Source organism: Comamonas terrae (assembly GCF_001544075.1).
In the GTDB taxonomy this organism is placed as follows: domain Bacteria; phylum Pseudomonadota; class Gammaproteobacteria; order Burkholderiales; family Burkholderiaceae_C; genus Comamonas; species Comamonas terrae.
In genome coordinates this window covers 38,919-62,540 of sequence record NZ_BCNT01000009.1, presented here as the reverse complement: position 1 = coordinate 62,540, position 23,622 = coordinate 38,919, and the positions used below count along the sequence as shown (strand labels likewise).

Below are 23,622 nucleotides of genomic sequence, written 5' to 3'. Positions count from 1 at the left end.
TGGGCAGATGGTCCGCTGTCACAAGTCATGTCTATGGCAAGGCCTGCCTTTCCAATATGACTGAAGCAAGGCTCCACAGCTGTATCGGCGGAGCCGCCATGGCAACGATGCAGGGCAATCCCAGCCAGGCATCTGCGGCAATGCCATCCGTCAACAAGTTCAAAGCCTGACGCTCTCTCGACAGTGTTCTTCGCTTGCAATGGATTTCCAGAAATTCAATGAAAAGTGATGGGTAGGTCCGTCGCCATCTGCGAAAGCCAAGCTGCTTCCAGCCGACATTTCCGGACTGCAGCAATGCGGAAACCGTTGGCATCATTTCTTCATAGAGCTTCTCTTCTCAAACCATGGAAGCAACTATCTACCTAACACTACGCCATCGTAGGACTGCATCCTCAGCCATTTGCCATGTTGACCGGCAAACATTGTCCAATTTGTCGATTTCACAAGGAAAGAGGTATTTGGGACCATTGATTGGTGCCGCGTGGAAGTAGCCACTTGCACATATCACTCACACAGGCAGCCCCATCAGGAGCAGACAATGAACAAAATCCATTGGACAAAGCGAAAGTTCTTCTATGCAGCAGCTTTCGGCGCCACGCTTGCACTTGCCGCTTGCGGCGGCGGCAATGACGACGATCCCGAGCCTTCCGGCAATATCGGGATTCTCAGCATCTCCAATGCCACTGACACCACCCTGAACGGCTGGTATGGAAGCGGCAACGTGGGACTGACTGGCGTCAAAGACACCGGCGACGGAAAAGTCGGCCCCGATGAATGTGCATTCAACTTCGACAACTTCAGCAAGCTTGTGGGTGATAGAACCCTGGCCATGAGCGGCGACATACGCTATGCCTACTCCAACGGCAGCAGCACCCCTCCACTGAATGGCGATCACATCAAGATCCGGGACACCACCTTCAACTTCGTCAAGGACGGTGGCAACCTGGGCAAGGCCAAGGTCAACCTGACGACCGGCACCATCACTTTCAGCAACCTCATGGCGAAGGACGGCAGCAACAACTCCGTCGAACTTTCGGGAACCATCAATCTGCCTGATGAGAAGAGCCGCGATGACGCATGCAACAAGACGGCCAAGTGAATTGCCGTACATGAGCCTCGAGCCCAGCCGACGCTGGGCTTTTTGCGACGTTCATGAAAACCGCAAGGCCAAGCCACGGCATCCACCACTTCTGATGTATGGAGCGTCCGTGGAGAGAATGTGGGCGGCGAACAGAGAGGAGGCTTCTCCATCAGACAGGGCTCTGCTTCTGAAGGCGAGGCGCCCAGGTGCTTCAGGGCCATGCATAGCAGGAATTCAATGCACGGAAGAATCCTGGCTTTGCGGGATGGAGAGTTGAAGCAGGATTCTCTCAAGTGCTTCCGCCTTCACCGGCTTCACCAGATGGTGCTGGAAGCCCGCCTCGCTGAAGCTCTGATGCAACTGGCTTTGCGCCCACCCTGTGACGGCAATGAGTGCCGTCCGGTCGAACTTCGGATCGGAGCGGAGCACTTCTGCAACTTCAAAGCCGTTCATGCCAGGCAATCCTATATCCAGCAGGACCACATCCGGAATCCAGGTCTGCGCCAGTTCAATGGCTCCAGGTCCATCATGTGCTGTCTGGGTGTCCGCGCCAAATTCGTCGAGCAGCATGGCCAGAATTTCAGCGGCATCGCGGTTGTCATCGACAATGAGCACGCGTCTGATCCGTGATGGTGTGCCGTCGCTTGCCTGCGAGTTCTCATTCACTGGTATGGCGGAAAGCTCGTACAGGGGCAGCCGGATCAGGAACTGGCTGCCCTGCCCCACTCCAGCACTGCGCGCTTCGATGCTGCCGCCATGCAGTTCCACCAAGGTTCTGGCCAGCGTGAGCCCCACTCCCAGACCGCCCTTGCCAAGGTGATCCGGCAGCTCCACCTGTGTGAACATTTCGAAAATCCCGGCCAGCTGATCGCTTGGAATACCGATGCCGCTATCGCTGATGCACAGGATGGCATGATCCGGTTCCACGTGCGCCGTCACCACAATCGCGCCCGCGTCAGGCGTGTACTTGGCTGCATTGTTCAGTAGATTGACGATGACCTGGGTAAGGCGGACAGCATCCGCATAGAGCACAATGCCTTCTTGCGGCATTTTCAGGATGAGCTGGTGCCCACGGGACTCGATCAGGTTGCGGCTGGCCTCAACGGCATGCCGGACAATCTGCGTGGCATCCACCACTTCCTTGTGCAGCTGGATCTTTCCCACCGTGATGCGCGAGATATCCAGCAAGTCGTCGACGAGCCGCGCCATATGGTTGACCTGCCGCTCCAGCACCACATGGCTCAGCCTTAACTTGTCGGCATCTCCATCGGCCAGACGCAACAGTTCCAGGCCGTTCATGATCGGAGCCAGCGGATTGCGCAGCTCGTGCGCGAGCACGGCAAGGAATTCATTCTTGCGGCGATCCGCATTGCGCAACTCCTGCTCCGCCTGCTTGAGCTGATGTATGTCCTGGATGATCGAACAGGCACCCACCACATTGCCGCTGTCGTCAATCAAGGGAGCCGCACTCATGCGCACCCATTGCTCCTTGTCCGGCTCCGGGTGATGGAGCATCTCCATGCCAGGCAGGACCATTTCGCCGCGCAGCGCGCGCCGGCCAGGCCAGTTTTCCCGAGGAACGGCAATACCATGTGCATCCCAGCTGGACCAGTGGCGCTCGGCATCCGGCAAGGTAGAGGGCATGACGCCTGGAGCAAAGCGCTCCATCAGTGTATTGGTCAGCACCCATCTTCCATCGAGATCGGAGACGCCGACTCCGGCAGGCAGCTGCTCGATGATGGCTCTCAATCGCCTTTCATTGGCACGGAGTGCGGCATTGGTCTGCTCGCGCAGGCTGGCCAGGCGCAATTGCGCTTTCACTCGGGCAAGAAGCTCGCGCGACGAAAACGGTTTGATCAGATAGTCATCCGCCCCTGAATGTATGCCTTCAATCTGAGCCTCTTCTCCGGCACGCGCTGAAAGCAGGAGCACGGGCACATTCCGGGTCAGCGCATTGTTGCGCAGGGCCTGCAGCAGGCCGAAGCCATCGAGGCCGGGCATCATGACATCGGCAATCACCAATTGGGGCGGACGCTGTCGTATCAATTCAAGGGCCTGCAACCCGTCCGATACTGCTTCCACTTCGTAGAATGCAGCGAGCAGGCCTTGCAGGTATTCACGCATGTCGGCGTTGTCATCTGCACAGACAATACGGGCACGTGCATCGCGGGACAGCTGGGCATCGCCTCTTCCGGGCGCACTGCCAGCCTTGCCTGCGGGCAATGCCGATGGCAGCCAGCGCAATGCCTCCTGCAGATAGTGCTGTCCCTTCAGGGTAGTTGGCGACAGCATGGGCACCGTGCGGATGCACTCGCCGGGCAGATGCTGGCATCCCTTGCGAAGCCTGACAGTGAAGGTGCTGCCCTGGGCCAGCTGGCTGTGTACCTGCAGGCTGCCGGCATGCAGACGCACAAGCTCCTGCACCAAAGCCAAGCCGATGCCGGTACCTTCGTGCGTACGCGCAGCCTGGCCTTCGATGCGATAAAAGCGCTCGAAGACACGAGGCAGGTTTTCATCCGCAATACCACAGCCTGTGTCGCTGACCCGAAGCTCCACATGCTCGCCAGCATCCTCCAGAACCACCTCGATACAGCCTTGCAGCGTGAACTTGAAGGCGTTGGAGATCAGGTTCAGCACGATCTTCTCGTACATGTCCCGGTCCACATACAGGAGCTCGGGCAGCGATTCACACCGTACATACAGCTGCAGCCCGGCATCTTCAATGGCCGACCGGAAGACTCCGGCAAGCTCCTCGGTCAGCACCTTCAGATCCACGGGTTCGAAGCTTGCTTTCAAACGCTGCGCTTCGACACGAGAGAAATCGAGCAAGGTATTGACAAGCTTTTGCAAGCGCAGGGCATTGCGGTGAAGCAACACCGTTTGTCCAGGCTGCAGTTCGCCGCCGGGCGCATGAATGGCATCTTCCAGCGGCCCCAGCATGAGCGTGAGCGGCGTACGGAATTCGTGGCTGACATTGGAAAAGAACACGGTTTTCGCCCGGTCCAGCTCCGCCATTGCCTGCACCCGCCAAGCCTGCCGCAGCTGCGCTGCGGAATGGCTGGCAACCAGGTCGAGGAATGCGCAATAGCCAGCATCCAGCGGGCGGCGCGGACTGACCCCCAGCACCATGAAGCCGTTGATCTTTCCGTCATCGGCCCAGTTGAGCGGCACTACGCGCGCCCAGCTCGCACATTCGGGCCAGGGCGCGCCCGGCAACTGCTGCCCCATCAGGAGCAAGTCCACATTGACGGCCTGCTGGCTGTCTATGGCCTGCTTGAACGGCCAGGCGGCCATGCCCGTCGCCTGCCACGGCTCCAAACCGGCAGCTGCCTGTAGCTCATAGTCCTCCTCTTCCACGCAGCAACGGTATATGAGCACAAAAGGCACGTCATGCCGGCTCTCGGCGAGCACATCGCATATCTTTTCGCAGGCTTGCTGCACACCGCGCGCTTCGGTAGACCGAAGGCCGAGCCGACGCAAAGTTTCCAGCCGCCGGGCACCAAGGATTTTTTCGGTAGTCTCGGTACAGGGACAGAACACCCCTTCAACGGTTATGCCGTCGGTGGACAGAATCGGACCGTAGGTGAAAGTGACATACACCTCCTCGCGCGGGAGCGCTCGGTCGAAGAAGTACTGTTCATCCTGCGACCAGGTCGCTTCGCCGGTGCGGTAAACGCTTTCCAGCATGGGGCCGATGCCACCCCAGATCTCACTCCAGCACTGCGCTCCCGGCTGACCCAATGCAGCAGGATGCTTGGTGGTCCCCAGAAAAGGTATGTAGGCATCGTTGTAGAGCACCCGCATATCGGGACCCCACCAGATGAGAATGGGAAAACGCGAGCTCAGACACAGGCTTAACGAAGTCCGCAGATTTTCAGGCCATTGCTCCGGCTCTCCCAGCGACGTTGCTCTCCAATCAAATGCCCTGATGCGCTGCGCCATTTCGCCACGCTCGGGCAAAAAACCGAATCCAGCTTCAGGGTGCAAAAAATTCTCCCGTTGATGCATCACACTCAGGCCAGGCTGTCAGATATGCAGGTTGCGCAGGCATCGAGTGTTAGCTGGTCCGGGCAGAACTGCAAGCTGCAATATGCCCTGTCAGCCTGTCGGCGCGGACATACAGGCTTGCCAAGCGCCTTGCCCCTTCCCTCGCACCGTATGCGATGGCAAAGACATACGCGTACCAACGTTCATGCGCTCGTGTCGGACATGGAAAACACCCTGCCGGCACGCAACGCAATTGCAACTTGCCATGACGCCCTCAATGCAAGAAGCGGCGCGGCAAGCAATCTCCTTTACTTCACCAGAGCTTGTAAGGCCACGCCTTCCCCTGGGGACAAGTGTTACGTCTCCTCTCCTACAGCGCCATCCGGTGATTCTTGAGACTCTTGGAAACGTCGCGGAAAGGCACAAAGCCATCCTCTTTCTTCACGGCACCGGTTGATAGAAGAGTTGGGATACTGCCTTATCTCTCCAATACGAACCACAGGAGGTACTCATGCTGAAATGGGCGATCATCTTTGCAGTCATCTCACTCATTGCCGGTCTGTTCGGCTTTACCGGCATTGCAAGTGGCGCGGCCGGTGTTGCCAAGGTCCTGTTCGGCATCTTCATCATCATTGCCATCGTCTTTGTGGTGCTGGCAGTGCTGGGAATTGGCGCCGTTTCATAGACGTTTGCAGGAATGACCGGAGAAAGGAGGCCTTGGCCTCCTTTTTATTGCTGTCGCTTTCTCATCGCTCAGCCGAACAGGGCGGTACCGCCCGCGAAATGGCCTTCAGCTGAAAGGATCTCGGCATCAGAAGGATGACTGGGCCCGTTTCGCGCTGCAGCGTGCCTTGCAGACATTTCCGGATCAGCCATGCAACCACTGATGCCATCGGGCCACCTGCGGCGGTACCCTGCGCCGATGCTTCAAGGCCCATGGGATTCCGCTCAGAGCCTCGGCAAGGACCGGCTTCAATATCCCGCTGCGCGACGCCTCGCGCAGAATGCGCCAGGACTGGCGCAACGCCGCACCATAGGGCAATCTCATCCAGCAAACCCATAAGGCATTGCGCGCAAGGTGCTTGTTGCGCGTGCTGCTGTCACGCAGCGAAGAAGGATGGTGATGAACGATGAGCTCAGGGACATAGGCCATCTTCCACCCTCCGGCGGCCATGTCCAATGCAAGCAATCCCTCTTCACCACCGATGAAAAGCCGTGGCTCATAGCCGCCCGCTTCCAGAAAGGCATGGCGGCGCATCACCGACGCCCCTGCCAGAAAGCCCAACAGGGCCGGCCCTGGCAACTGCTCGCATGGTAAAGGGCTTTTTGCCATGGCCGTGCAAGTGGGATCCTCGCGCTCCTTGATCCCGACCAGCACGCGTGCACAAAGGACTGAGACATGTGGATAGGCATCCATCAGCGCGACTGCACGTTCGAGCGCCCCCGGTGCCCACCAGGTATCGTCATCGCAAAAAGCCACGTAAGGCGTCTCTACGGCCAGAACACCGGCATTGCGCGCTGCCGCTCCGAGATTCCGCGCCTGCCGGATGTAGCGGACCGTCGCAAAGCATGAGTGCATCATTTGCGCTGTGCCGTCGGTCGAACCGTTGTCAACGACGACAATAGCCGGAGGCACCGGCAGCGCCAGCAGTTTATCCAGCGTGCGGCGCAGTTCGCCAGCGCGGTTATAGGTAAGAACGACCACGGCAATACGCCGCATGAGTTCCACATGCTGTTGCCTGTCCATCACCCCGCTCCCTCTTCACTCGCAAGACCGGTCTCCAGCAACCAATAGCCTTCCGGTGCGCAGGCGTCGGCATGGCCGTTGGCCGCCTTGTCCAGGGCACGCAACTGGCTGGCATAGCAGCAGACAGCCTCCCGCTTGAGCTCTCGTGCGTCCATATCCTGCGGCATGGAAAGCGGCGTGGCGCAAAACCCGGCTGAATGCAAGGTGGCAAGCCGACGCTGCAGCAGTCCGGGGATGCGGCGGTAAAGCGCATCTTCGTACATGATCCATGTCCTTTCCGAATATCGGGCGTGCAACGACAGCAATGCGTCGTGCAACTGCAAATGATCGGCATGGAAAAGCCCGGCCGGCAGTAGGACAGCGTAAGTTGCATGGATGCGCAATATCTCATCCACCGCGTGAGACAGCTCTGCAAATGATGGGGAAGCCTGGTATTGGTCATCGCAGAAATCCATCCAGGACGGCCTGGCCTTCAGTACGGCCAGCGCACGAAGGTCTTCCTCCCTGCGGAAAAAAACCGCTTCCTGTGCATTTTTGAAACCACAAGCCTTATCCCATCCTGTCAGCGATGGAAAGCCGGATGGTGCGGCAGCAAATACCGTGGCCACCGAAGCACCGGGACACCGGGCCATCAGTTCACCACATGAAAATACCGCATCGTCAAGATGAGGGGAAAAAACCAGCAACAGACTGGAAATGTTCTTTCCGCTTTTTTCCTGCAAATTGGCCACGCCATGCTCCCGTAGTCAAAGCGGCACGGAGCCGCAATACCCCGCTTGTTACCCTGGCTGCGGGCGCGGCAGGCCCGCTTGTCGGCTTTTTGGCAAGCACGTTCTGCGCCGCCACTCCACGCTCCATCGGCCGCTTGACCGGCCCGGCGCGTATAAGCTGCGCGCACAGCACGCTCGCTTTTTGCCTTCCTCTGCAATGCAGACCGGAGTCGGAAAGTGAAATGAGGAATGAAGCCGTAAAGTTCTGCGGCATGGTCCTCGTCACATCACAAGCGAAGCGCCCGTTCGGTGCAGTGAAACTGCAGCAGCCATTCCAGGCTACCCGTCGCTTCTACCATCAAATACAAGAACCTTAGCGAGGTAGGGAAGATGAAGCGAATTCCGCAGCAGCCAGCAAAACAGGCCTCGCCTTGGTGCCCACCGCCACGTTTTCAGCACTGGGCTTTCCCACGAGGTCACGGCACCCTGCTGGTGATTGAAGGGAAGAGCCTCTGCCTGCGTACTTTTCCACAGGCATTCCCAGGCAGCGCAGGTATGCAGCCGCGCCGCCAATACCCACTGCATCGCGATGCCTTTGAAATCCGACTTGATGCCTTGATCCTTTGGCTTTTAAATCTAAATACTATTGACATTGAATGTCGATAGATTTTTGCATTTAATACAGCCAAGGGAGCTGCCATGCACGACTTTGCCTATGCCGCAATGCGCCAAGCTTGTCGGCAGGTCACCACAAAAACCTGTGTGGATTTTTTTGTACTGAGTGTTTTGGCGAACCAGGCGATCGCGGCGAACTACGCCACTTGCCTGCTTGACAAAGCCCCTCATGCAACGGATGACGCTGCGGCTCAGCTGGTACGGCTGGGCTGTGCCAAAGAATATCCTGGCGGCATGCAGGCCGTGCCCCAAGGATCGGGCCGGACTCCTTCCTCATACGGCACGGGTTTCGAATGCCTGGTGGCAAAAGGCAAGGAGACTCGAAGCAATCTTGCAACGTCCCTGATCAGCATGTCCTGCAGCAAGCTGTATGACAAGCCCATACAGACAGATTCTTCCGAAGCGCGTCCCGTGCAGTGACGCCAGTATTTCCTTCTCTCCTTAATCTCAATCAGCGCTGAAAAAGTGCTTGATTGTTCTTGCCGCGGGCTATGCCGGCTTCAAGATCACTCCCACTCGATGGTTGCCGGCGGCTTGGTCGAGACGTCGTAGGTCACGCGGTTGATGCCGCGCACTTCGTTGATGATGCGGCCGGAGACCTTTTTCAGCAGGCCATAGGGCAGCTCGGCCCAGTCGGCGGTCATGAAGTCGCTGGTCTGCACGGCGCGCAGGGCCACGACGTAGTCGTAGGTGCGGCCATCGCCCATCACGCCCACGCTCTTGACGGGCAGGAAGACGGTGAAGGCCTGGCTGGTCAGGTCGTACCAGCTCTTGCCGGTCTTTTCGTCGATCCAGTTGTTCAGCTCTTCGATAAAGATGGCGTCGGCACGGCGCAGCAGGTCGGCATATTCCTTCTTCACTTCGCCCAGGATGCGCACGCCCAGGCCGGGGCCGGGGAAGGGATGGCGATACACCATGCCGCGGGGCAGGCCCAGGGCCACGCCGAGTTCGCGCACTTCGTCCTTGAACAGGTCGCGCAGCGGCTCCAGCAGCTTCAGGCCCAGCTGCTCGGGCAGGCCGCCCACGTTGTGGTGGCTCTTGATGGTCACGGCCTTCTTGCTCTTGGCGCCGCCCGATTCGATCACGTCGGGATAGATCGTGCCCTGGGCCAGGAACGTCGCGCCCTTGCTGCCGGCCGTGGCGGCCTTGAGCTTGGCCGCTTCGGCCTTGAACACGTCCACGAACAGGCGGCCGATGATCTTGCGCTTCTGCTCGGGATCCGAAACGCCGGCCAGTTCGCCCAGGAACAGCTCGGAAGCATCGACGCGCACCACCTTGGCATGCAGCTTGCCTTCGAACATGTCCATGACCATGTCGCCTTCGTTCAGGCGCAGCAGGCCGTGGTCCACGAACACGCAGGTCAGCTGGTCGCCGATGGCGCGGTGGATCAGCGCCGCGGCCACGGAGGAGTCCACGCCGCCGGACAGGCCCAGGATCACTTCCTCGTCGCCAACCTGCTCGCGAATCCTGGCCACGGCTTCCTCGATGTAGTCGCCCATGATCCAGTCTGCCCTGGTTGCGCAGATGTCCAGCACGAAGCGATTGAGCAACGCCTGGCCCTGCACGGTGTGGGTGACTTCGGGGTGGAATTGCACCGCATAGTAGCGGCGCGCCTCGTCGGCCATGCCGGCGATGGGGCAGGACGGCGTGGAAGCCATGACCTTGAAGCCCGGAGGCAGTTCGGTGACCTTGTCGCCATGGCTCATCCAGACCTTGAGCATGCCGTGGCCTTCGGGCGTGACGAAGTCCTCGATGCCCTTGAGCAGTTCGGTGTGGCCGTGCGCGCGGACTTCGGCATAGCCGAATTCGCGGCTGTTGGAGCCCTCGACCTTGCCGCCCAGCTGGGTCGCCATGGTCTGCATGCCGTAGCAGATGCCCAAAACGGGCAGGCCCAGCTCGAACACGGCGTCGGGGGCTCGGTCGTCCACTTCGTAAACGCTGGCATGGCTGCCGGACAGGATGATGCCCTTGAGCTTGCCGTCGGCGGCAAATTCGCGCACCCAGTCGCTGCTCACGTCGCAGGGATGGACTTCGCAGTACACATGGGCCTCGCGCACGCGGCGTGCAATCAGCTGCGTGACCTGGGAGCCAAAGTCCAGAATGAGAATCTTGTCGTGTTGCATGGTGTTCAAGGGCAAGAGAGGGAAGAAAGGTTCTAGAAATCTTCAGGGGCCAGCAGTGCAATGCCTCGTTTCCTGGCAGCCGCCATCTGGGCTTCGTCAAAAGTGGCCAGCGGCAGGCGCAAGGACTGCGCCAGCCACAGGTAGGCGGCATCGTAAGCAGGCAGGCCGGTATCGAGCGCCACATCGAGCACGGCCTTGTGCTGGGCGGGGGCCAGATCGTGCAGCTCCACGCGATGGCGAATGGCCTCCAGCACGCTCCACAGGCCTTCGACACTGGCATGCGGGATACGGCCGTTATTCACGCCCGAGGCGATCAGATTTCCGCATTCCCACTGCCACAGGTTGGGTGCCTGGGGGTCGACCTCATCGCGGCGGATGCGGGCGTACAGGCGCTGGGTGTGTTCGCTGGCGCTATCGGGCAGCAGCCATGCTGCGGTGACCGAGGCATCGAGGACGAAAGCCGCGGCGCTCATGCGTCGCTCCGGCCTGTCCGGCGCAGAACTGCTACGGAATCCGTAGCTTTCGGTGCTTGAATGGTTTGCTGCAGCGCCTGGATCTGCTTCAGCTCCCGGGCAATCTGCTCGTCGGTGATCACGGGCTTGCGGCGCACCGGCAGCATGCGCACGACCTCCTTGCCGTGGCGCGTGATGCGCACCTCCTCGCCCTGCTCCACCAGTTCGATCAAGGCGGAGAAACGGGTCTTGGCTTCGTAGATACCGACAGATTGCATGGGCTGGAAAACAAAAAATCTGGCCTGAATTTAGATTCAGGCCAGATTTTAGCATTCTGACCAGATCATCGCAATCTGGTCAGAGTCACCGCACTTAGTCAGCGCGATAGTTGGGCGCTTCCTTGGTGATCTGCACGTCGTGCACGTGAGATTCGCGAATACCGGCCGCGGTGATCTCCACGAACTCGGCTTTCTCGTTCATCTCGACGATGGTGGCGCAGCCGCAGTAACCCATGGAGGCGCGCACGCCGCCCGCCATCTGGTAGACGATGGAAACCATGGAGCCCTTGTAGGGGACGCGGCCTTCGATGCCTTCGGGAACCAGCTTGTCGGCATTGGGGTTGCCGGTGGTCGATTCCTGGAAGTAGCGGTCGGCCGAGCCCTGCTGCATGGCACCGATGGAGCCCATGCCGCGGTAGCTCTTGTACGAGCGGCCCTGGTAGAGGATGACTTCGCCGGGAGCCTCTTCTGTACCCGCGAACATGCCGCCCATCATGATGGTGGAAGCGCCGGCGGCCAGGGCCTTGGAAATATCGCCCGAGAAGCGGATGCCGCCGTCGGCGATCAGGGGTACGCCGGTACCCTTGAGCGCCTGGGCCACGTTGTCGATGGCCATGATCTGGGGCACGCCCACGCCTGCCACGATGCGGGTCGTGCAAATGGAGCCGGGGCCGATACCGACCTTGACCGCATCGGCACCGGCTTCCACCAGGGCCAGCGCGGCTGCACCGGTGGCAATGTTGCCGCCGATCACATCCACTTGCGGATAGTTCTGCTTGACCCAGCGCACGCGCTCGATCACGCCCTTGGAATGGCCATGGGCCGTATCCACGACCAGGGCATCCACGCCGGCCTTGACCAGCAGCTCCACACGCTCTTCGGTGCCGGCACCGACGCCGACGGCCGCGGCCACGCGCAGGCGGCCTGCGGCATCGCGCGCCGCATTGGGAAAGGTGGTCTGCTTGTTGATGTCCTTGACCGTGATCAGGCCCTTGAGCTCGAAAGCGTCGTTGACGACCAGCAGGCGCTCGAGCTTGTGCTTGTTGAGCAGGGCCTTGGCCTGGGCGGGCGTGGTGCCGTCCTTTTCATTGACGGTGATGAGCTTCTCGCGCGGCGTCATGATCTCGCGGACCTTGACGTCATAGCGGGTTTCGAAGCGCACATCGCGGCTGGTCACGATGCCGACCACCTTGCCTCCGTCGCAGACGGGGAAGCCCGATATCCCGCGCTCTTCGGACAGCTGCAGCACCTGCAGCACCGTATGCTCGGGCGTGATGACCACGGGGTCGTGCACGACGCCGGATTCATGGCGCTTGACCTTGGACACTTCGGCCGCTTGCTGCTCGGCCGTCATGTTCTTGTGGATCACGCCGATACCGCCCTCTTGCGCAATGGCAATGGCCAGGCGCGCTTCCGTCACCGTGTCCATGGCGGCAGACACCAGGGGCAGGTTCAGGCGGATATTGCGGGTGAATTGGGTGGCGAGGGAAACGTCCTTGGGCAGGACTTCGGAGTAGGCGGGAACGAGCAGGACGTCGTCAAAGGTCAGTGCTTTTCCGAGAAGGCGCATGTGAAGGCTCCAAAAGAAGGATTGTACCCGCGTCTTGGCCCACAATGTATGCTCTGCCTTCAGAGGCCCCACAGGATTCACTACCCCCATGCATTCCATCAAGCTCGCTTTGATTGCCGCCGTCGTCTGCTGCGCCGTCCCTGCCATGGCGCAGTGGCAATGGATAGACGGCCAGGGCCACAAGGTGTTCAGCGACCGCGCGCCGCCACCCGACATTCCGAGCAAGAACATCCTGCGCCAGCCCGGCTCGGCAGCCACCCGGCAAGCCGGCATCCCCGCCAGCGGTGCGGCAACTTCCGCCACCGTTGCCACCGCAGCAGCGCCCGAGAAATCCGCCGCCCGGCCCGAAGACAAGAGCACGGACAAAGGCGTGGACAAAGGGCTGGAAGAGCAAAAGCGCAAGCAGGAAGAACAGGAGGCTGCCAAGGCCAGGGCCGAGCAGCTGCAGCGCGAGAAGCAACGCCAGGACAACTGCGCACGCGCCAGGCAGTCCAGGACGGCGCTGACTTCCGGCCAGCTGCTCGCCCATGTCAATGCCAAGGGCGAGCGCGGCTTCATGGACGATGCGACCCGGGAAGCCGAGGTCAAGCGCGCCGATGCCGTGATCGCCTCCGACTGCGGACCGGCACCGCAAGCAGCGCAATAAGCCCGACCTGCCCTGCAAGCAAAAGCGCCCGTTCAAGGGCGCTTTTTGGTGGGCCGGCGCTTTGCAGCAGCTGTGCGATGCTAGTAGCCGGCCTTGGCGCCCGGGCGCTGCCGCTTGAAAAGGCCCGCACCGCGCACGCCTTGCCGGGCAAAACGCTCACGGCGTGCGACCTTGGGATCCACGCTCAAGGGCCGGTAGCATTCCACGCGGTCGCCATCGGCCAGAAGCTGCTCTGGCCGCACGCGCTTCCCCCAGATGCCTACCATGGAAGCGCCCTCCCTCACTCCCGCAAGACCCAGCGCCGCCCATCCGCCGGCTGCGGCTATTGCGTCCTCGACCTTTGCCCCAGGCGCCAGCTCCAGAAGCCGTTCATGCACGCTGCCCGCGCATGGGCTGTAGGCCAGCGTGATCTTCAGCACCGCGGCTTCAGCCATAGACCTGTTCGGCGCGCTTGATGAAGGCATCGACCATGGAGCCGGCAATGCGATCGAACACCGGACCGATCACTGCGGCAAGGGCGCCGCTTTCAAAGCCATAGTCCAGCTGCAGTTCCACCCGGCACGCGCGCTGCTTGCCGTCGCCCACCGGGCGGAAACGCCAATCGCCTTCCAGGCGCGAGAAAGGCCCCTTGACCAGCCGGATGCGTACCTGCTTGCCGCCCCCTTCCAGATCGCTGTGCGTGTTGCGCGTCACGAACGACTTGCGCAGGCCGCCGAAGGCGATGCCCACTTCGGCCGTCATGCCCGTCTCGTCCTGCTCCAGCACCCGGGCCTGGTCGCACCAGGGCAGGAAGTCGGCATAGTGGGCCACGTCCGTCACGAGGGCAAACATTTCTTCGGGGCTGTACCAGATCAGGACGGACTTGTTGACGTTTTTCATGGACAAGAGCAATCAGCATGGCCGCGGTTCCAGGGCATCGTGCAGGCCTTTGCCCCCAAAGCCGCCATGCGAAACTAAAATCCCACCCAGAGGCGAGACGGCAATCCAGTATTGTAGGGAGAGCTTTTATCTCCGGGTTCGCGCCGCACTTAATACTCCATGGCCAAGAAACCAGAAACTTCGTCGCGCATTGCCGACAACAAAAAAGCTGCATTCAACTATTTCTTCGAGGAACGCCACGAGGCAGGCATCGTGCTGCACGGCTGGGAAGTCAAGGCCTTGCGCAGCGGCAAGGTCCAGCTCACGGATGGCTATGTGATCATCAAGGACGGCGAGCTGTTTCTGCTGGGCTGCCAGATCAACCCGCTCAAGACCGCCTCCACCCATGTCAATCCTGATGCAGCGCGCATCAAGAAGCTCCTGATGAAGAAGGACGACATCCGCCGCCTGATCGGCAAGGTCGAGCAAAAGGGCTACACCCTGGTGCCCGTCAACCTGCACTGGAAGAACGGCTTCGTGAAATGCGATATCGCGCTGGCCAAGGGCAAGGCCGAGCACGACAAGCGCGACGTGATCAAGGACCGCGAAGGCAAGCGGGAGGTCGAACGCGCCATGAAGAACCGCAGCCGCTAACCTGCACGACGCACCCCCAGGGCTGGCATACCTGGATGCTTACGCAGCTGCCCTGTGCATTACGCCCTCGCCTCAAGGGCAGCAGACCAGCCCCAGGTCTCAAGGCCTCTGGGGAGCATGGAGACTGCGGCTCCCCGGCCCCACAGACACCGGCTGACCGCCGTTATTTGGCTTTGTCGCGCAGGCCGCTACGCCAGCGCTCCAGCCAGCCCGAGGCTGCCGCCAGCGCCTGGCTGCCCTTGCCCAGCAGCGTGGACAGCTCCGCCTCGGCGCGCTCGCGCAGCGTCTCCTCGCCTTCGGGCAGCGGCGGCAGCACATGGGCGTAATAGCTATTGCCCAGCACCCGGTGCAGCAGGCGCTCGCCCGGGAAAGGCTCGTTGTTGTTCAGCGCCCGCGCGCCCTTGAGGATGTTGCGGATGTCGTACTGTGTGGGGCTGATGTCGGGCACCTGCTTGGGCAAGCCCAGCAGCGTGTAGACGCCGATGCGCGCGGTGCGTACCGAGCTCTCCATCGTGAAGATGACGTCGTTGCTGGTCTCCACGAACTGGCCCAGCAAGGCCAGGTTGGTGCAGCCTTGCGGCACCACACGGGGCCGGTCGCCCGCCGCGCGCGGCATGAACTGCGCGGTGATGTAGGGCATCAGCGCCAGGCGCACCTTGGTGTTGGCGGCCACCGCGTCGAGCTGGTCGGCGATGCCCAGGTGATGGCACAGCTCGGCCAGGATCTCGCGCCCGGTGCAGGCCGGCATGGGCTTCTTGACATGGTTGCCGTCCTTGTCCATCAGCAGCGCATAGACCCACAGCACCAGCACGTCGTCCGGCTGGTCGGGAAAGTGCGGCTGGCGGTTGCAGGTAAAGCTCATCACCCAGTTGGAGTCGGTGAAGGTGATGATGCCGCCGGTGACGGTTTTGCCCGAATACGGATCGTTGACGGCCAGCTCCTTGAGCTTGTCGATGAGCGGCGAAGGCCTGCAGGTCAGCGTGGCCGACTCCCACATCGAACGAGAGACATCGCCGCAGAACTTCTCGGGCCTGCCGAAGACCGGCGATTTCTTCGCCAGGTTCTTCCACAGCATCCAGTCGCTGTCCTCGCCCGGCTCTTCGTTGGCGCGCGCCAGCACCGGCACCGTATCCATGTCGCCATAGGCCGTGCCCTCGGTCATCGATCCCGTGAGCGCGAACACCACGTCGTTGGCGTCGACTTCAATGGTCTCCTCGCGGCCCGCCACCTTGCAGCGGATCGCGGTCACGGTGCGGCTGCCACCCTCCTCGCGCAGGTCCAGGTCATGGGCCCGGGTATCGAACTGCACCCGCACGCCCTGCTCCCGCAGCATGCGGGTCAGCGGCACGACAAAGCTGTCGTACTGGTTGTACTTGGGGAACACCAGGGCCGACATGTCGGTCAGGCCGTCGATGGCGTCGAGGAAGCGGTGCATGTACAGCTTCATCTCCAGCAGGCTTTGCCAGTTCTCGAAGGCGAACATCGAACGCCACAGGTACCAGAAATTGGTCTCGAGGAAGCTCTTGCTGAAATACTGCTCGATCGTGATGTCGTCCAGGTCCTCCTTGCGCTTGAGCAGCAGCTTGACGATCTCCCACTGGTGCGACTTGCTCAGGCCCAGTGTCGAGAAATCGCGGATCTGGCCCTGCTTGTGCATCAGCCGCGCCTTGGACCAGTTGGGGTCGTTGTCGTTGACCCAGCGGTACTCGTCGAGCACGCTGAAGCCTGCGGGCAACTCCAGTGCCGGCACATCCTGGAACAGATCCCAGAAGTTGTCATAGTTCCAGTTCATTTCACGGCCGCCGCGCACGATGTAGCCGTCCTCGGCATTGCCCGCGCCATCGAGAGAGCCGCCGGCCACGCGCTGGGTGTCGAGGATGGTGATGTCCTCCCCCTTCATGCCGCCGTCGCGGATCAGGTAGAAAGCCGCTGCCAGCCCGGCGATGCCGCTGCCGATGATCCATGCCTTGCGCCCCGGCACCGGCGCTGCGGGTACCGGACGATTGCGCATGTACGGGCCCACCATGTCCGGCGGGGGCAGGGTGTCTTTCGCGCTCTTGCGCCAGAAGCCCTCCCCGACATTCGCCTCGACACGAACAGAAGCCCTGGGTTGGCTGGGGGTGTTGAAGTCTGCACGATTCATGGTCTTGCCTTTCTCGGATGCCATTGATGGTGACACCCTACATATATCAGGTGAAACCCGGACCCCGATTGATCTGCAGCAAGAAAGCCAGAACACCGCAGTCCACGGCTGCGCACCGCCCCTGCCTGCCGATGTTCTCTGACACGGCTTTGACATCGGCGCGACCTAAGGTGGGCTCCTGTCCAAGCCAAGCAGCAACAGGAGGTCATATGGGCACTTGGTCGCACGGGAACTTCGACAACGACACCGCACTGGACTGGCTGGACGACATCACGGGCCAGCTGCTTGATGAGATTGCCGAAGCCATGGCCTCGCCGCAATCGCAGGGGGCCGACGAGCCGGACGCCGACCTGGTGCCCTGCCGGATCGAACTGCTGTGCGTGATGGCCGAAAACGGCATGGAGCCCCAGTGGCCCGCCAGCGCAACGCTGGCCCGGTGGAAAGAAACCTTTCTGGCTGCCTGGGATGCCAGCATCGACGCCCTGGAGCCCGATGCCGACTACAGGCACAACCGTAGGCTCACGCTGGAGGCCACATTCGACCGCATGCTGGCCCTGGCTGCGGCGCAGGCCGATGAAAGCGGGGAGTGGGAAGAAGAACGCGAAGTCGGCGGCGATTGACCTGCGCTCCCGTCCGCCACCCTGTGAAAAAGGCGGCGCCCGTCGCCCCTGCCCGCCGGGGCAGGATCAGTGGCGCAGATAGCGCAGCGGATGGGCAAATGCCGGCCAGGGGCTGTCGAAGAAGGCCTGCCACTGCGCCTCCTGCACATCCTCGATGCGCGCGGGGTTCCAGCGCGGCTGGTGGTCCTTGTCCACCGCCAGTGCGCGAATGCCTTCCACGGTCTCGCTCTGGCCGGGGCGCAGGTAGAAGCAGTGGCGCACCATGTCGCGCTCCATGCGCAGGTCCTCGGCCAGCGTCATGCCGCGCGCCCGGCGGATCTGCTCCAGCACCACATGCAGCATCAGCGGAGAGCGCTTGCGCAGGACATCCGCCTGCGTCTGCGCCCAGTCGCTGCCCGCCCGCAGCGACTGCTCGATCTCCAGCACCGAGGGCCTGGCAAAGCAGGCGTCGATCTCCTCGCGACGGGCCGCGTTCCTGGCCGGCATCTCGACAAAGCGGGCCCGCACCACGGCATCCAGTGCCTGGACATTGGCAAAGTCGGTGGTCGCCAGCGTCTCCCAGAGAACGGCCTGCTGGTCGGACGGAATGCAGCCGTCCGCAAGTCCGAAGGCCACCGCATCGCCCGCAGCGATGGTCTCGCCGGTCAGGGCCAGCCACTCGCCCACATGGCCGGGGCAGCGCGAGAGAAAGTAGCCGCCGCCCACATCGGGAAACAGGCCGATCGCCGTCTCGGGCATGGCCATCTTGGTGCGCTCGGTCACGATGCGCAGCGAGCCGCCCTGGCTGATGCCCATGCCGCCGCCCATGACGATGCCGTCCATGAAGGCGATATAGGGCTTGCCGTAGTGGTGGATCAGGTGGTTGAGCGTGTATTCCTCGGTGAAGAAATCCTCCAGCTGCGGGTTGCCGGTGCTGCCTGCCGCATGCAGAAAGCGGATGTCGCCGCCCGCGCAGAAGGCGCCGAATGCGCCCTCCTTGCCCATGCCGCGGATGGCCACGGCCATGACCTTGTCGTCGTTCTGCCATGCGAGCAAGGCGGCCAGCAGATCGCGCACCATGCCCAGGGACAGCGCATTGAGCGCCTTGGCCCGGTTCAGCGTGATCATGCCCAGCCGGCCGCGCACCTCGGCGATCACATCGGACTGGGGATTGAGCAGGGTCTCTGCCATGGCTTGTCGCTCCTTTGGATTGTGGGTATGCCGCTTGCGGCAGGCGAGCCTGCCGCGCAACGGGAAATTATCCGTGGCAGCCGCCGTTCCAAACGGACAATTGAGTGACAAATATTGCCCGGCACCTGCCGGCGTAGCGAAGCCGCCCCCTTCTAGAATGCGCTCAGCCGCCATGCCCCGCGGAGGCCGCGCGGCTCACGCGCAAGGTGCTGAACACGCCGGCCAGCGCGGCAAAAAAGCCCGCAACGGCCAGGGCCAGCGTTTCCGCATGCCCGCCATGGCCGCCTGTGACCGTGAAAATGGTGCCCAGCACCACGGCGCCCAGGGTCTGCCCCGTCAGCCGCGCCGAGCCCAGCATGCCGCTGGCCGCCCCGCTGCGCGCCAGCGGCGCCGAAGTCACGATGGTGTGGTTGTTGGGCGACTGGTACAGCGCAAAGCCCGAGCCCGCCAGGGCCATGCGCCAGACCATGTCCCAGCCGGCCGTGGCCTCTGGCATGGCGGCCAGCAGCCAGAGCCCGCAGGCAAACATGGCCATGCCTATGCCGCCCAGCAGGCCATCGGGATACCTGCCGATCAGGCGGCCGGCAACCGGCGCCGTGATCATGGTGGCCAGCGGCCAGGCCGTGATCAGCAGGCCGGCCTCCATGGGCGACAGGCCGCGCGATTCAAGCAGCAGGAACGGCAACGCCAGATAGGCCAGCATCTGGGCGCAGAACGCGCTGACCGAGCCGCACATGGACAGCGCGAACACGGGAATGCGCAGCAGGTCCACCGGAAACAGCGGCGCGGTCTTGCCCAGTTGCCGGCGGATGTAGAACACGGCCACCACCAGGCCCGCGCCCAGCAGCCACCAGCCCGAAGGCAGGGCCGAAGCTGCGGCATGGACGCCGCCGCCGGCACGCGCGCCCAGCTGTTCTCCACCCAGGAACAGCAGTGCAAACATCAGGATGTTGAGCAACACATCCAGCGGCGCAATCGCCTCGTGCGCGGTGTTGCGCACCGGATTCACGGGCAGGGCCGTGCGCCCCAGCCACCAGGTGAACAGGCCCAGCGGCAGATTGATGGCGAACAGCCAGTGCCAGTGGGCCACCGACAGAATGGCCGCCGCCACCGAAGGTCCGGCCAGCGAGGACGTGGCCACGACCAGGGAATTGATGGCCATGCCGCGGCCCAGCATGGCGCGCGGATAGATCAGGCGCACCATGGCGGCATTCACGCTCATGATGCCGGCCGCGCCCACGCCCTGGAAGGTGCGCGCCGCGATCAGCGTGGCCAGCGAATCGGCCAGCATGGCGCCCAGCGAGGCCACGACGAACACGGCCATGCCCACCAGATACACACGGCGGTAGCCCAGCCGCTCGCCCAGGGCCGCCAGCGGCAGCAGCAGCACCAGGCTGGCCAGCTGGTAGGCATTCACCACCCACAGCGTGTGGGCCGAGCTGGCCTGCAGCTCCCGCGCGATGGCCGGCAGGGCCAGATTGACGATGCTGCTGTCCAGCACCGCCAGGATCAGGCCCAGCACGATGACCAACATGGCCTTGCCGCGCGGACCCGCAGGCATGCCGTCGGCCACCGCTGCGCCGCCCATGTCGCGCCCGTCCGGGGCCTGCATGGCGGCCGTCATTGCTGCGGTCCTTTCGGATCGGCCCCATGGCCGGCCGTGGCATGGGCATACCGCGCCTGCGCGCCGCCCAGCGTGAGCCAGGTCAGCGCCACGCCAAGCAGGGCGCCCGCGGCCATGCCCACCACCATGGGCAGCGGCTTGCCGTTGGAGAAATGGCCCACGATCTGCATGGCCGCAGCGCCCGTGAGCATCTGCAGCGTGCCCAGCAAGGCCGAGGCCGTGCCGGCAATGGCGCCATGCTCCTCCAGCGCCAGCACCGAGGTCGTGGGAATCACCAGCCCCATCAGCGCGCTGGCCACGAAATACAGGCCGACCAGCACCGCCAGCCGCTCTCCCCCCAGCAGGTAATAGGCCAGCAGCGACGCCATGACCACGCCCGAGGCCGTGGCCGCCACCTTGACCACCGGCACCAGGCCGAAGCGCTGGCCCAGCCGGCCCGTGAACTGGGCCGCTCCGATGAAGGCAATGGCGTTGAGCGCAAACGCCATGCTGTACTGGGTGGACGACAGGCCGTAGTGGTTGATGAGCACAAAGGGCGAGCCGGCCAGGTAGACGAAAAAGCCCGCCATGGCGCAACCGCCTACGAACACCAGTCCCAGGTAATGCCAGTCGCGCATCAGCACGCCGTAGGCCTTGATGGCGCCTGACAGGCTGCTGTCCAGCCGGGCCTCGGCGCCGCGGGTTTCCTCCACGCCGCGCCACACCAGCAGCAGGCCCAGCACGGCCGCGGCCATGACGACCCAGAACACGCCGCGCCAGCTGCTGACGGCAATCACTCCGCTGCCGGCCAGCGGCGCCAGGATGGGAGACACGCTGAACACCAGCATCAGAAGCGACATCATGCGCGCCGCCGCGTGGCCGGTGTGCAGATCCCGCACCACGGCGCGCGGCACGACCATGCAGGCCGCGGCGCCCAAGCCCTGGATGAAGCGCAGCACGATCAGCGTGTCGATGCTGGTGGCCAGCGCACAGCCGACGCTGGCCAGCGCGAACACCAGCAGGCCGAAGTACAGCGGCAGCTTGCGCCCCAGCATGTCCGAAACCGGCCCGTAGAGCAGCTGGCCCACGCCCACGGAAAGAAAGAACGCCGTGAGGCTGGCCTGAACGGCCCCCACCTGCGCGCCCAGGCTTGCGCCGATCTGGGGCAAGGCAGGCAGATACATATCGATGGCAAAAGGCCCGATGGCCGACAAAAGCCCGAGGATCAACACCAGGCGCAGAGAAACAGTCGCTTGCATAGAGCCTGCATTGTCGCGGCTTGTGCCGTTGCACGCTTGCGGCGCTGGCTTTGAGCGGCCATCCGGCCTGCACATATGGCGATGGAAGCGCAGGCAAACCGGCATCTGCGCGGCCCAAGCGTCCAATTGCAGGGCAATCGCCTTGCTGATCACAGCCATGTCCTGTGCAAAAGTCCCACACAATCGTTCAATGCGGCCACCATTCGCCATCGCTTTTGCCATGGCTTTTGCGAACGCCGCCCTTCACTTCGCTTCGCCGCCTCTGTCATGCCTGCCATGCCCGTCACAAGCCTTGCCTCCTCACTGCCCCGCCCTTTTCGCCAAGCCGCCGTCCTGCTGGCCCTGGCCAGTCTTCAGGCCATGCCGGTATGTGCCAGCCCCGCCGCCGACACCCAAGAACCCGCAGCGGCAGCGACGAGCCAGGCGGAAACCGCCCCGCCCGCATTCCAGCTCTCCCAGGATGGCCGCTTCGTGCTGGACATGCGCGCGCGCCTGGCCTGGCCGCGCTGCGTGGAAGGCATGCAATGGGACGGGCAGCATTGCCAGGGGCTGCCCGACCTGCTGACCTACAAGCAGGCCCAGGCCCGGGCCCAGGAACAAAGCCGCACTGGCGATGTGCGCTGGCGCATGCCGCGCGTGAACGAGATGCGCCGCCTGATAGACCGCAGCGTGCGCCCCCAGGGACTGCATCCCGTCCTGTTCCCGGATGCGCCGCGCGGCTGGCACTGGACGGGCTCGGCAGCCGTCAACGCGCGCCCTTCCAACCCGTACAACTACAGCCAGATCTCGGGCCAGAGCCCGATCTCCCAGCTGGCCGCGCAGCAGGCCTGGGCCATCAACCTGGACACGCTGGAAACCGCCCCGGACATGGGCCGCGGCAACCAGCTCATGGTGCGGCTGGTGCGTCCCATGCAGGACGCGGACCTGCCCCGGCCCTGACCGGCCTCCGCTGCGGGTGGCGCCCGCGCCGCCCAGGTGCCGCCAAGCCGGCATGTGCCGAAGCATGGACATGGAACAAGGGCCCGGGCCGGCCGCACCGCCTCGCAGAGGCGATGCCGCCCCCTTCCAGGATGAAGGCGCGCAGCGCTTCAGGAGGCGGCGGCTCCTCTCAACGAGGCCTTGAGGCTGGCGCCCAGTTCGGGCTTGTGGGCGAACGGATCGGTGGGGTTGCGGCCCTGCACCACGTCCTCCAGCCGCACCTGCACCGAGCCCAGCGCATGCGGGTGGCTGTAGATGTAGAACTGGTTGGCGGCAATGGCGTCGAACACCTTCTGCGCCACATCGGGCGCCGTCACCTTGCCCGAGCCCACGGCCTTGTCGGTCATGGCCTGGCCGATCTTCTGGCTGGCCGTCAGCGGCTGGGCCGCGAGGTGGGCCGGGCGGTTGCGCTCGCTGTGGCTGATGCCCGTGGCCACGAAGAACGGGCACAGCACGCTGGCGCTGATCTGGTCGGACACCAGGGCCAGGTCCTGGTACAGCGTCTCGGTCAGGCTCACCACCGCGTGCTTGCTCACGTTGTAGATGCCCATGTTGGGCGGCGTGAGCAGGCCCGCCATGCTGGCCGTGTTGACGATATGGCCCTCGAATGACGGGTCGGCCTTGGCGGCCTCCAGCATCATGGGCGTGAACAGGCGCACGCCATGGATCACGCCCCAGAGGTTGACGCCCAGCACCCATTGCCAGTCGGCCACGGAGTTTTCCCAGACCAGGCCGCCCGCGCCCACGCCGGCGTTGTTGAACACGAAGTGCGGCGCACCGAAGGTGGCCTTGACCTCGGCGGCCAGGGCCTCCATCTGCGCGGCGTCCGAAACGTCGACCCGCCGCGCCAGCACCTTGGCGCCCGCGGCCTTCATCTCGGCCTCGGCCTTGTCCAGCGCCTCCTGCTGCACATCGACGAGCACCAGGTTCATGCCCCGCGCCGCGCCTATGCGCGCGCACTCCAGCCCGAAGCCCGAGCCCGCGCCGGTCAGCACCGCCGTCTTTCCCTTGAAATTTGTGATCATCCATGTCTCCGTATTTTTGAAGCCCTGCACTTGAAGCAGGCAC

The 23,622-nt window shown here is 63.1% G+C and carries 22 protein-coding genes; 7 read left to right on the top strand and 15 right to left on the bottom strand.

Annotated elements, in window-relative coordinates:
- Window positions 1-31: 31 nt before the first annotated feature.
- The gene (locus tag Cte04_RS21890) at window positions 32-313 is read right to left on the bottom strand and encodes a hypothetical protein (protein ID WP_217997583.1); all 282 of its coding nucleotides are present in this window, start codon (window positions 311-313) and stop codon (window positions 32-34) included.
- A 225-nt stretch (window positions 314-538) separates the two neighbouring features.
- Here Cte04_RS21890 and Cte04_RS14140 point away from each other — a divergent pair, with 225 nt between their 5' ends.
- Window positions 539-1,099, top strand: a complete 561-nt coding sequence (locus tag Cte04_RS14140; protein ID WP_066479007.1) for a hypothetical protein — start codon at window positions 539-541, stop codon at window positions 1,097-1,099.
- 216 nt (window positions 1,100-1,315) lie between these two features.
- Here Cte04_RS14140 and Cte04_RS14135 read toward each other — a convergent pair whose 3' ends face one another.
- Window positions 1,316-5,068, bottom strand: a complete 3,753-nt coding sequence (locus tag Cte04_RS14135) for an ATP-binding protein (RefSeq protein ID WP_217997582.1) — start codon at window positions 5,066-5,068, stop codon at window positions 1,316-1,318.
- A gap of 511 nt (window positions 5,069-5,579) precedes the next feature.
- Here Cte04_RS14135 and Cte04_RS14130 point away from each other — a divergent pair.
- Window positions 5,580-5,753, top strand: coding sequence for a DUF1328 domain-containing protein (locus Cte04_RS14130; RefSeq protein ID WP_083526671.1), 174 nt, complete (start codon window positions 5,580-5,582; stop codon window positions 5,751-5,753).
- 183 nt (window positions 5,754-5,936) lie between these two features.
- Here Cte04_RS14130 and Cte04_RS14125 read toward each other — a convergent pair whose 3' ends face one another.
- On the bottom strand, window positions 5,937-6,815 hold the full coding sequence (locus Cte04_RS14125; protein ID WP_066478991.1) for a glycosyltransferase family 2 protein: 879 nt from the start codon (window positions 6,813-6,815) through the stop codon (window positions 5,937-5,939).
- Entirely contained in the window at window positions 6,815-7,546 is a 732-nt protein-coding gene (locus Cte04_RS14120; RefSeq protein ID WP_083526670.1) for a PIG-L family deacetylase, read from the bottom strand. Before Cte04_RS14120 ends, Cte04_RS14125 begins: the two co-directional genes overlap by 1 nt.
- 678 nt (window positions 7,547-8,224) lie before the next feature.
- Here Cte04_RS14120 and Cte04_RS14115 point away from each other — a divergent pair.
- Window positions 8,225-8,620 (top strand): hypothetical protein, encoded by a 396-nt coding sequence (locus Cte04_RS14115; RefSeq protein WP_245633380.1) that lies wholly within the window; start codon window positions 8,225-8,227, stop codon window positions 8,618-8,620.
- Window positions 8,621-8,706: 86 nt separating this feature from the next.
- On the opposite strand, the gene guaA is transcribed toward Cte04_RS14115, so the two are convergent.
- From guaA to guaB, 4 genes are all read right to left on the bottom strand, one after another.
- Window positions 8,707-10,323 carry a glutamine-hydrolyzing GMP synthase gene (guaA, locus tag Cte04_RS14110; RefSeq protein ID WP_066479358.1) on the bottom strand — a complete coding sequence of 539 codons (1,617 nt, stop codon included), beginning with the start codon at window positions 10,321-10,323 and terminating at the stop codon, window positions 8,707-8,709.
- Window positions 10,324-10,355: 32 nt separating this feature from the next.
- A complete protein-coding gene (locus Cte04_RS14105) occupies window positions 10,356-10,796 on the bottom strand; it encodes a type II toxin-antitoxin system VapC family toxin (RefSeq protein WP_066478984.1) in 441 nt (146 codons plus the stop codon).
- The gene (locus tag Cte04_RS14100; protein ID WP_066478983.1) at window positions 10,793-11,053 is read right to left on the bottom strand and encodes a type II toxin-antitoxin system Phd/YefM family antitoxin; all 261 of its coding nucleotides are present in this window, start codon (window positions 11,051-11,053) and stop codon (window positions 10,793-10,795) included. The genes Cte04_RS14105 and Cte04_RS14100 overlap by 4 nt, the downstream gene beginning before the upstream one ends.
- A gap of 94 nt (window positions 11,054-11,147) precedes the next feature.
- Window positions 11,148-12,623 carry an IMP dehydrogenase gene (gene guaB / locus Cte04_RS14095; RefSeq protein WP_066478982.1) on the bottom strand — a complete coding sequence of 492 codons (1,476 nt, stop codon included), beginning with the start codon at window positions 12,621-12,623 and terminating at the stop codon, window positions 11,148-11,150.
- A gap of 88 nt (window positions 12,624-12,711) precedes the next feature.
- On the opposite strand from guaB, the gene Cte04_RS14090 reads away from it, so the two are divergent.
- Window positions 12,712-13,269, top strand: coding sequence for a DUF4124 domain-containing protein (locus Cte04_RS14090; protein WP_066478974.1), 558 nt, complete (start codon window positions 12,712-12,714; stop codon window positions 13,267-13,269).
- Between the two features lie 80 nt (window positions 13,270-13,349).
- Here Cte04_RS14090 and Cte04_RS14085 read toward each other — a convergent pair whose 3' ends face one another.
- Window positions 13,350-13,703, bottom strand: coding sequence for an RnfH family protein (locus tag Cte04_RS14085; RefSeq protein ID WP_066478968.1), 354 nt, complete (start codon window positions 13,701-13,703; stop codon window positions 13,350-13,352).
- Complete coding sequence (locus Cte04_RS14080) at window positions 13,696-14,148, bottom strand: type II toxin-antitoxin system RatA family toxin (RefSeq protein ID WP_066478965.1); 453 nt, start codon at window positions 14,146-14,148, stop codon at window positions 13,696-13,698. Before Cte04_RS14080 ends, Cte04_RS14085 begins: the two co-directional genes overlap by 8 nt.
- Window positions 14,149-14,307: 159 nt before the next feature.
- Here Cte04_RS14080 and smpB point away from each other — a divergent pair, with 159 nt between their 5' ends.
- A complete protein-coding gene (gene smpB / locus Cte04_RS14075) occupies window positions 14,308-14,781 on the top strand; it encodes an SsrA-binding protein SmpB (protein WP_066478963.1) in 474 nt (157 codons plus the stop codon).
- Between the two features lie 163 nt (window positions 14,782-14,944).
- Here smpB and Cte04_RS14070 read toward each other — a convergent pair whose 3' ends face one another.
- Complete coding sequence (locus Cte04_RS14070; protein ID WP_066479354.1) at window positions 14,945-16,924, bottom strand: oleate hydratase; 1,980 nt, start codon at window positions 16,922-16,924, stop codon at window positions 14,945-14,947.
- Window positions 16,925-17,133: 209 nt separating this feature from the next.
- Between Cte04_RS14070 and Cte04_RS14065 the strand changes: the two genes are divergently transcribed.
- Window positions 17,134-17,544 carry a DUF4259 domain-containing protein gene (locus tag Cte04_RS14065; RefSeq protein ID WP_066478952.1) on the top strand — a complete coding sequence of 137 codons (411 nt, stop codon included), beginning with the start codon at window positions 17,134-17,136 and terminating at the stop codon, window positions 17,542-17,544.
- Window positions 17,545-17,610: 66 nt separating this feature from the next.
- Here the strand turns inward: Cte04_RS14065 and Cte04_RS14060 are convergent, their stop codons facing one another.
- The 3 genes from Cte04_RS14060 to Cte04_RS14050 all read right to left on the bottom strand — a co-directional run bounded on the left by Cte04_RS14060 (window position 17,611) and on the right by Cte04_RS14050 (window position 21,576).
- Window positions 17,611-18,714 (bottom strand): enoyl-CoA hydratase/isomerase family protein, encoded by a 1,104-nt coding sequence (locus Cte04_RS14060; RefSeq protein WP_066478949.1) that lies wholly within the window; start codon window positions 18,712-18,714, stop codon window positions 17,611-17,613.
- A gap of 163 nt (window positions 18,715-18,877) precedes the next feature.
- A complete protein-coding gene (locus Cte04_RS14055; RefSeq protein ID WP_245633379.1) occupies window positions 18,878-20,338 on the bottom strand; it encodes an MFS transporter in 1,461 nt (486 codons plus the stop codon).
- Window positions 20,335-21,576: a multidrug effflux MFS transporter gene (locus Cte04_RS14050; RefSeq protein WP_066478946.1), complete on the bottom strand. Its 1,242-nt coding sequence runs from the start codon at window positions 21,574-21,576 to the stop codon at window positions 20,335-20,337. The genes Cte04_RS14055 and Cte04_RS14050 overlap by 4 nt, the downstream gene beginning before the upstream one ends.
- A gap of 276 nt (window positions 21,577-21,852) precedes the next feature.
- On the opposite strand from Cte04_RS14050, the gene Cte04_RS14045 reads away from it, so the two are divergent.
- Entirely contained in the window at window positions 21,853-22,515 is a 663-nt protein-coding gene (locus tag Cte04_RS14045; protein ID WP_157082012.1) for an Lcl C-terminal domain-containing protein, read from the top strand.
- 149 nt (window positions 22,516-22,664) lie between these two features.
- On the opposite strand, the gene Cte04_RS14040 is transcribed toward Cte04_RS14045, so the two are convergent.
- Window positions 22,665-23,579 (bottom strand): SDR family oxidoreductase, encoded by a 915-nt coding sequence (locus tag Cte04_RS14040; RefSeq protein ID WP_066479341.1) that lies wholly within the window; start codon window positions 23,577-23,579, stop codon window positions 22,665-22,667.
- Between the last annotated feature and the right edge of the window lie 43 nt (window positions 23,580-23,622).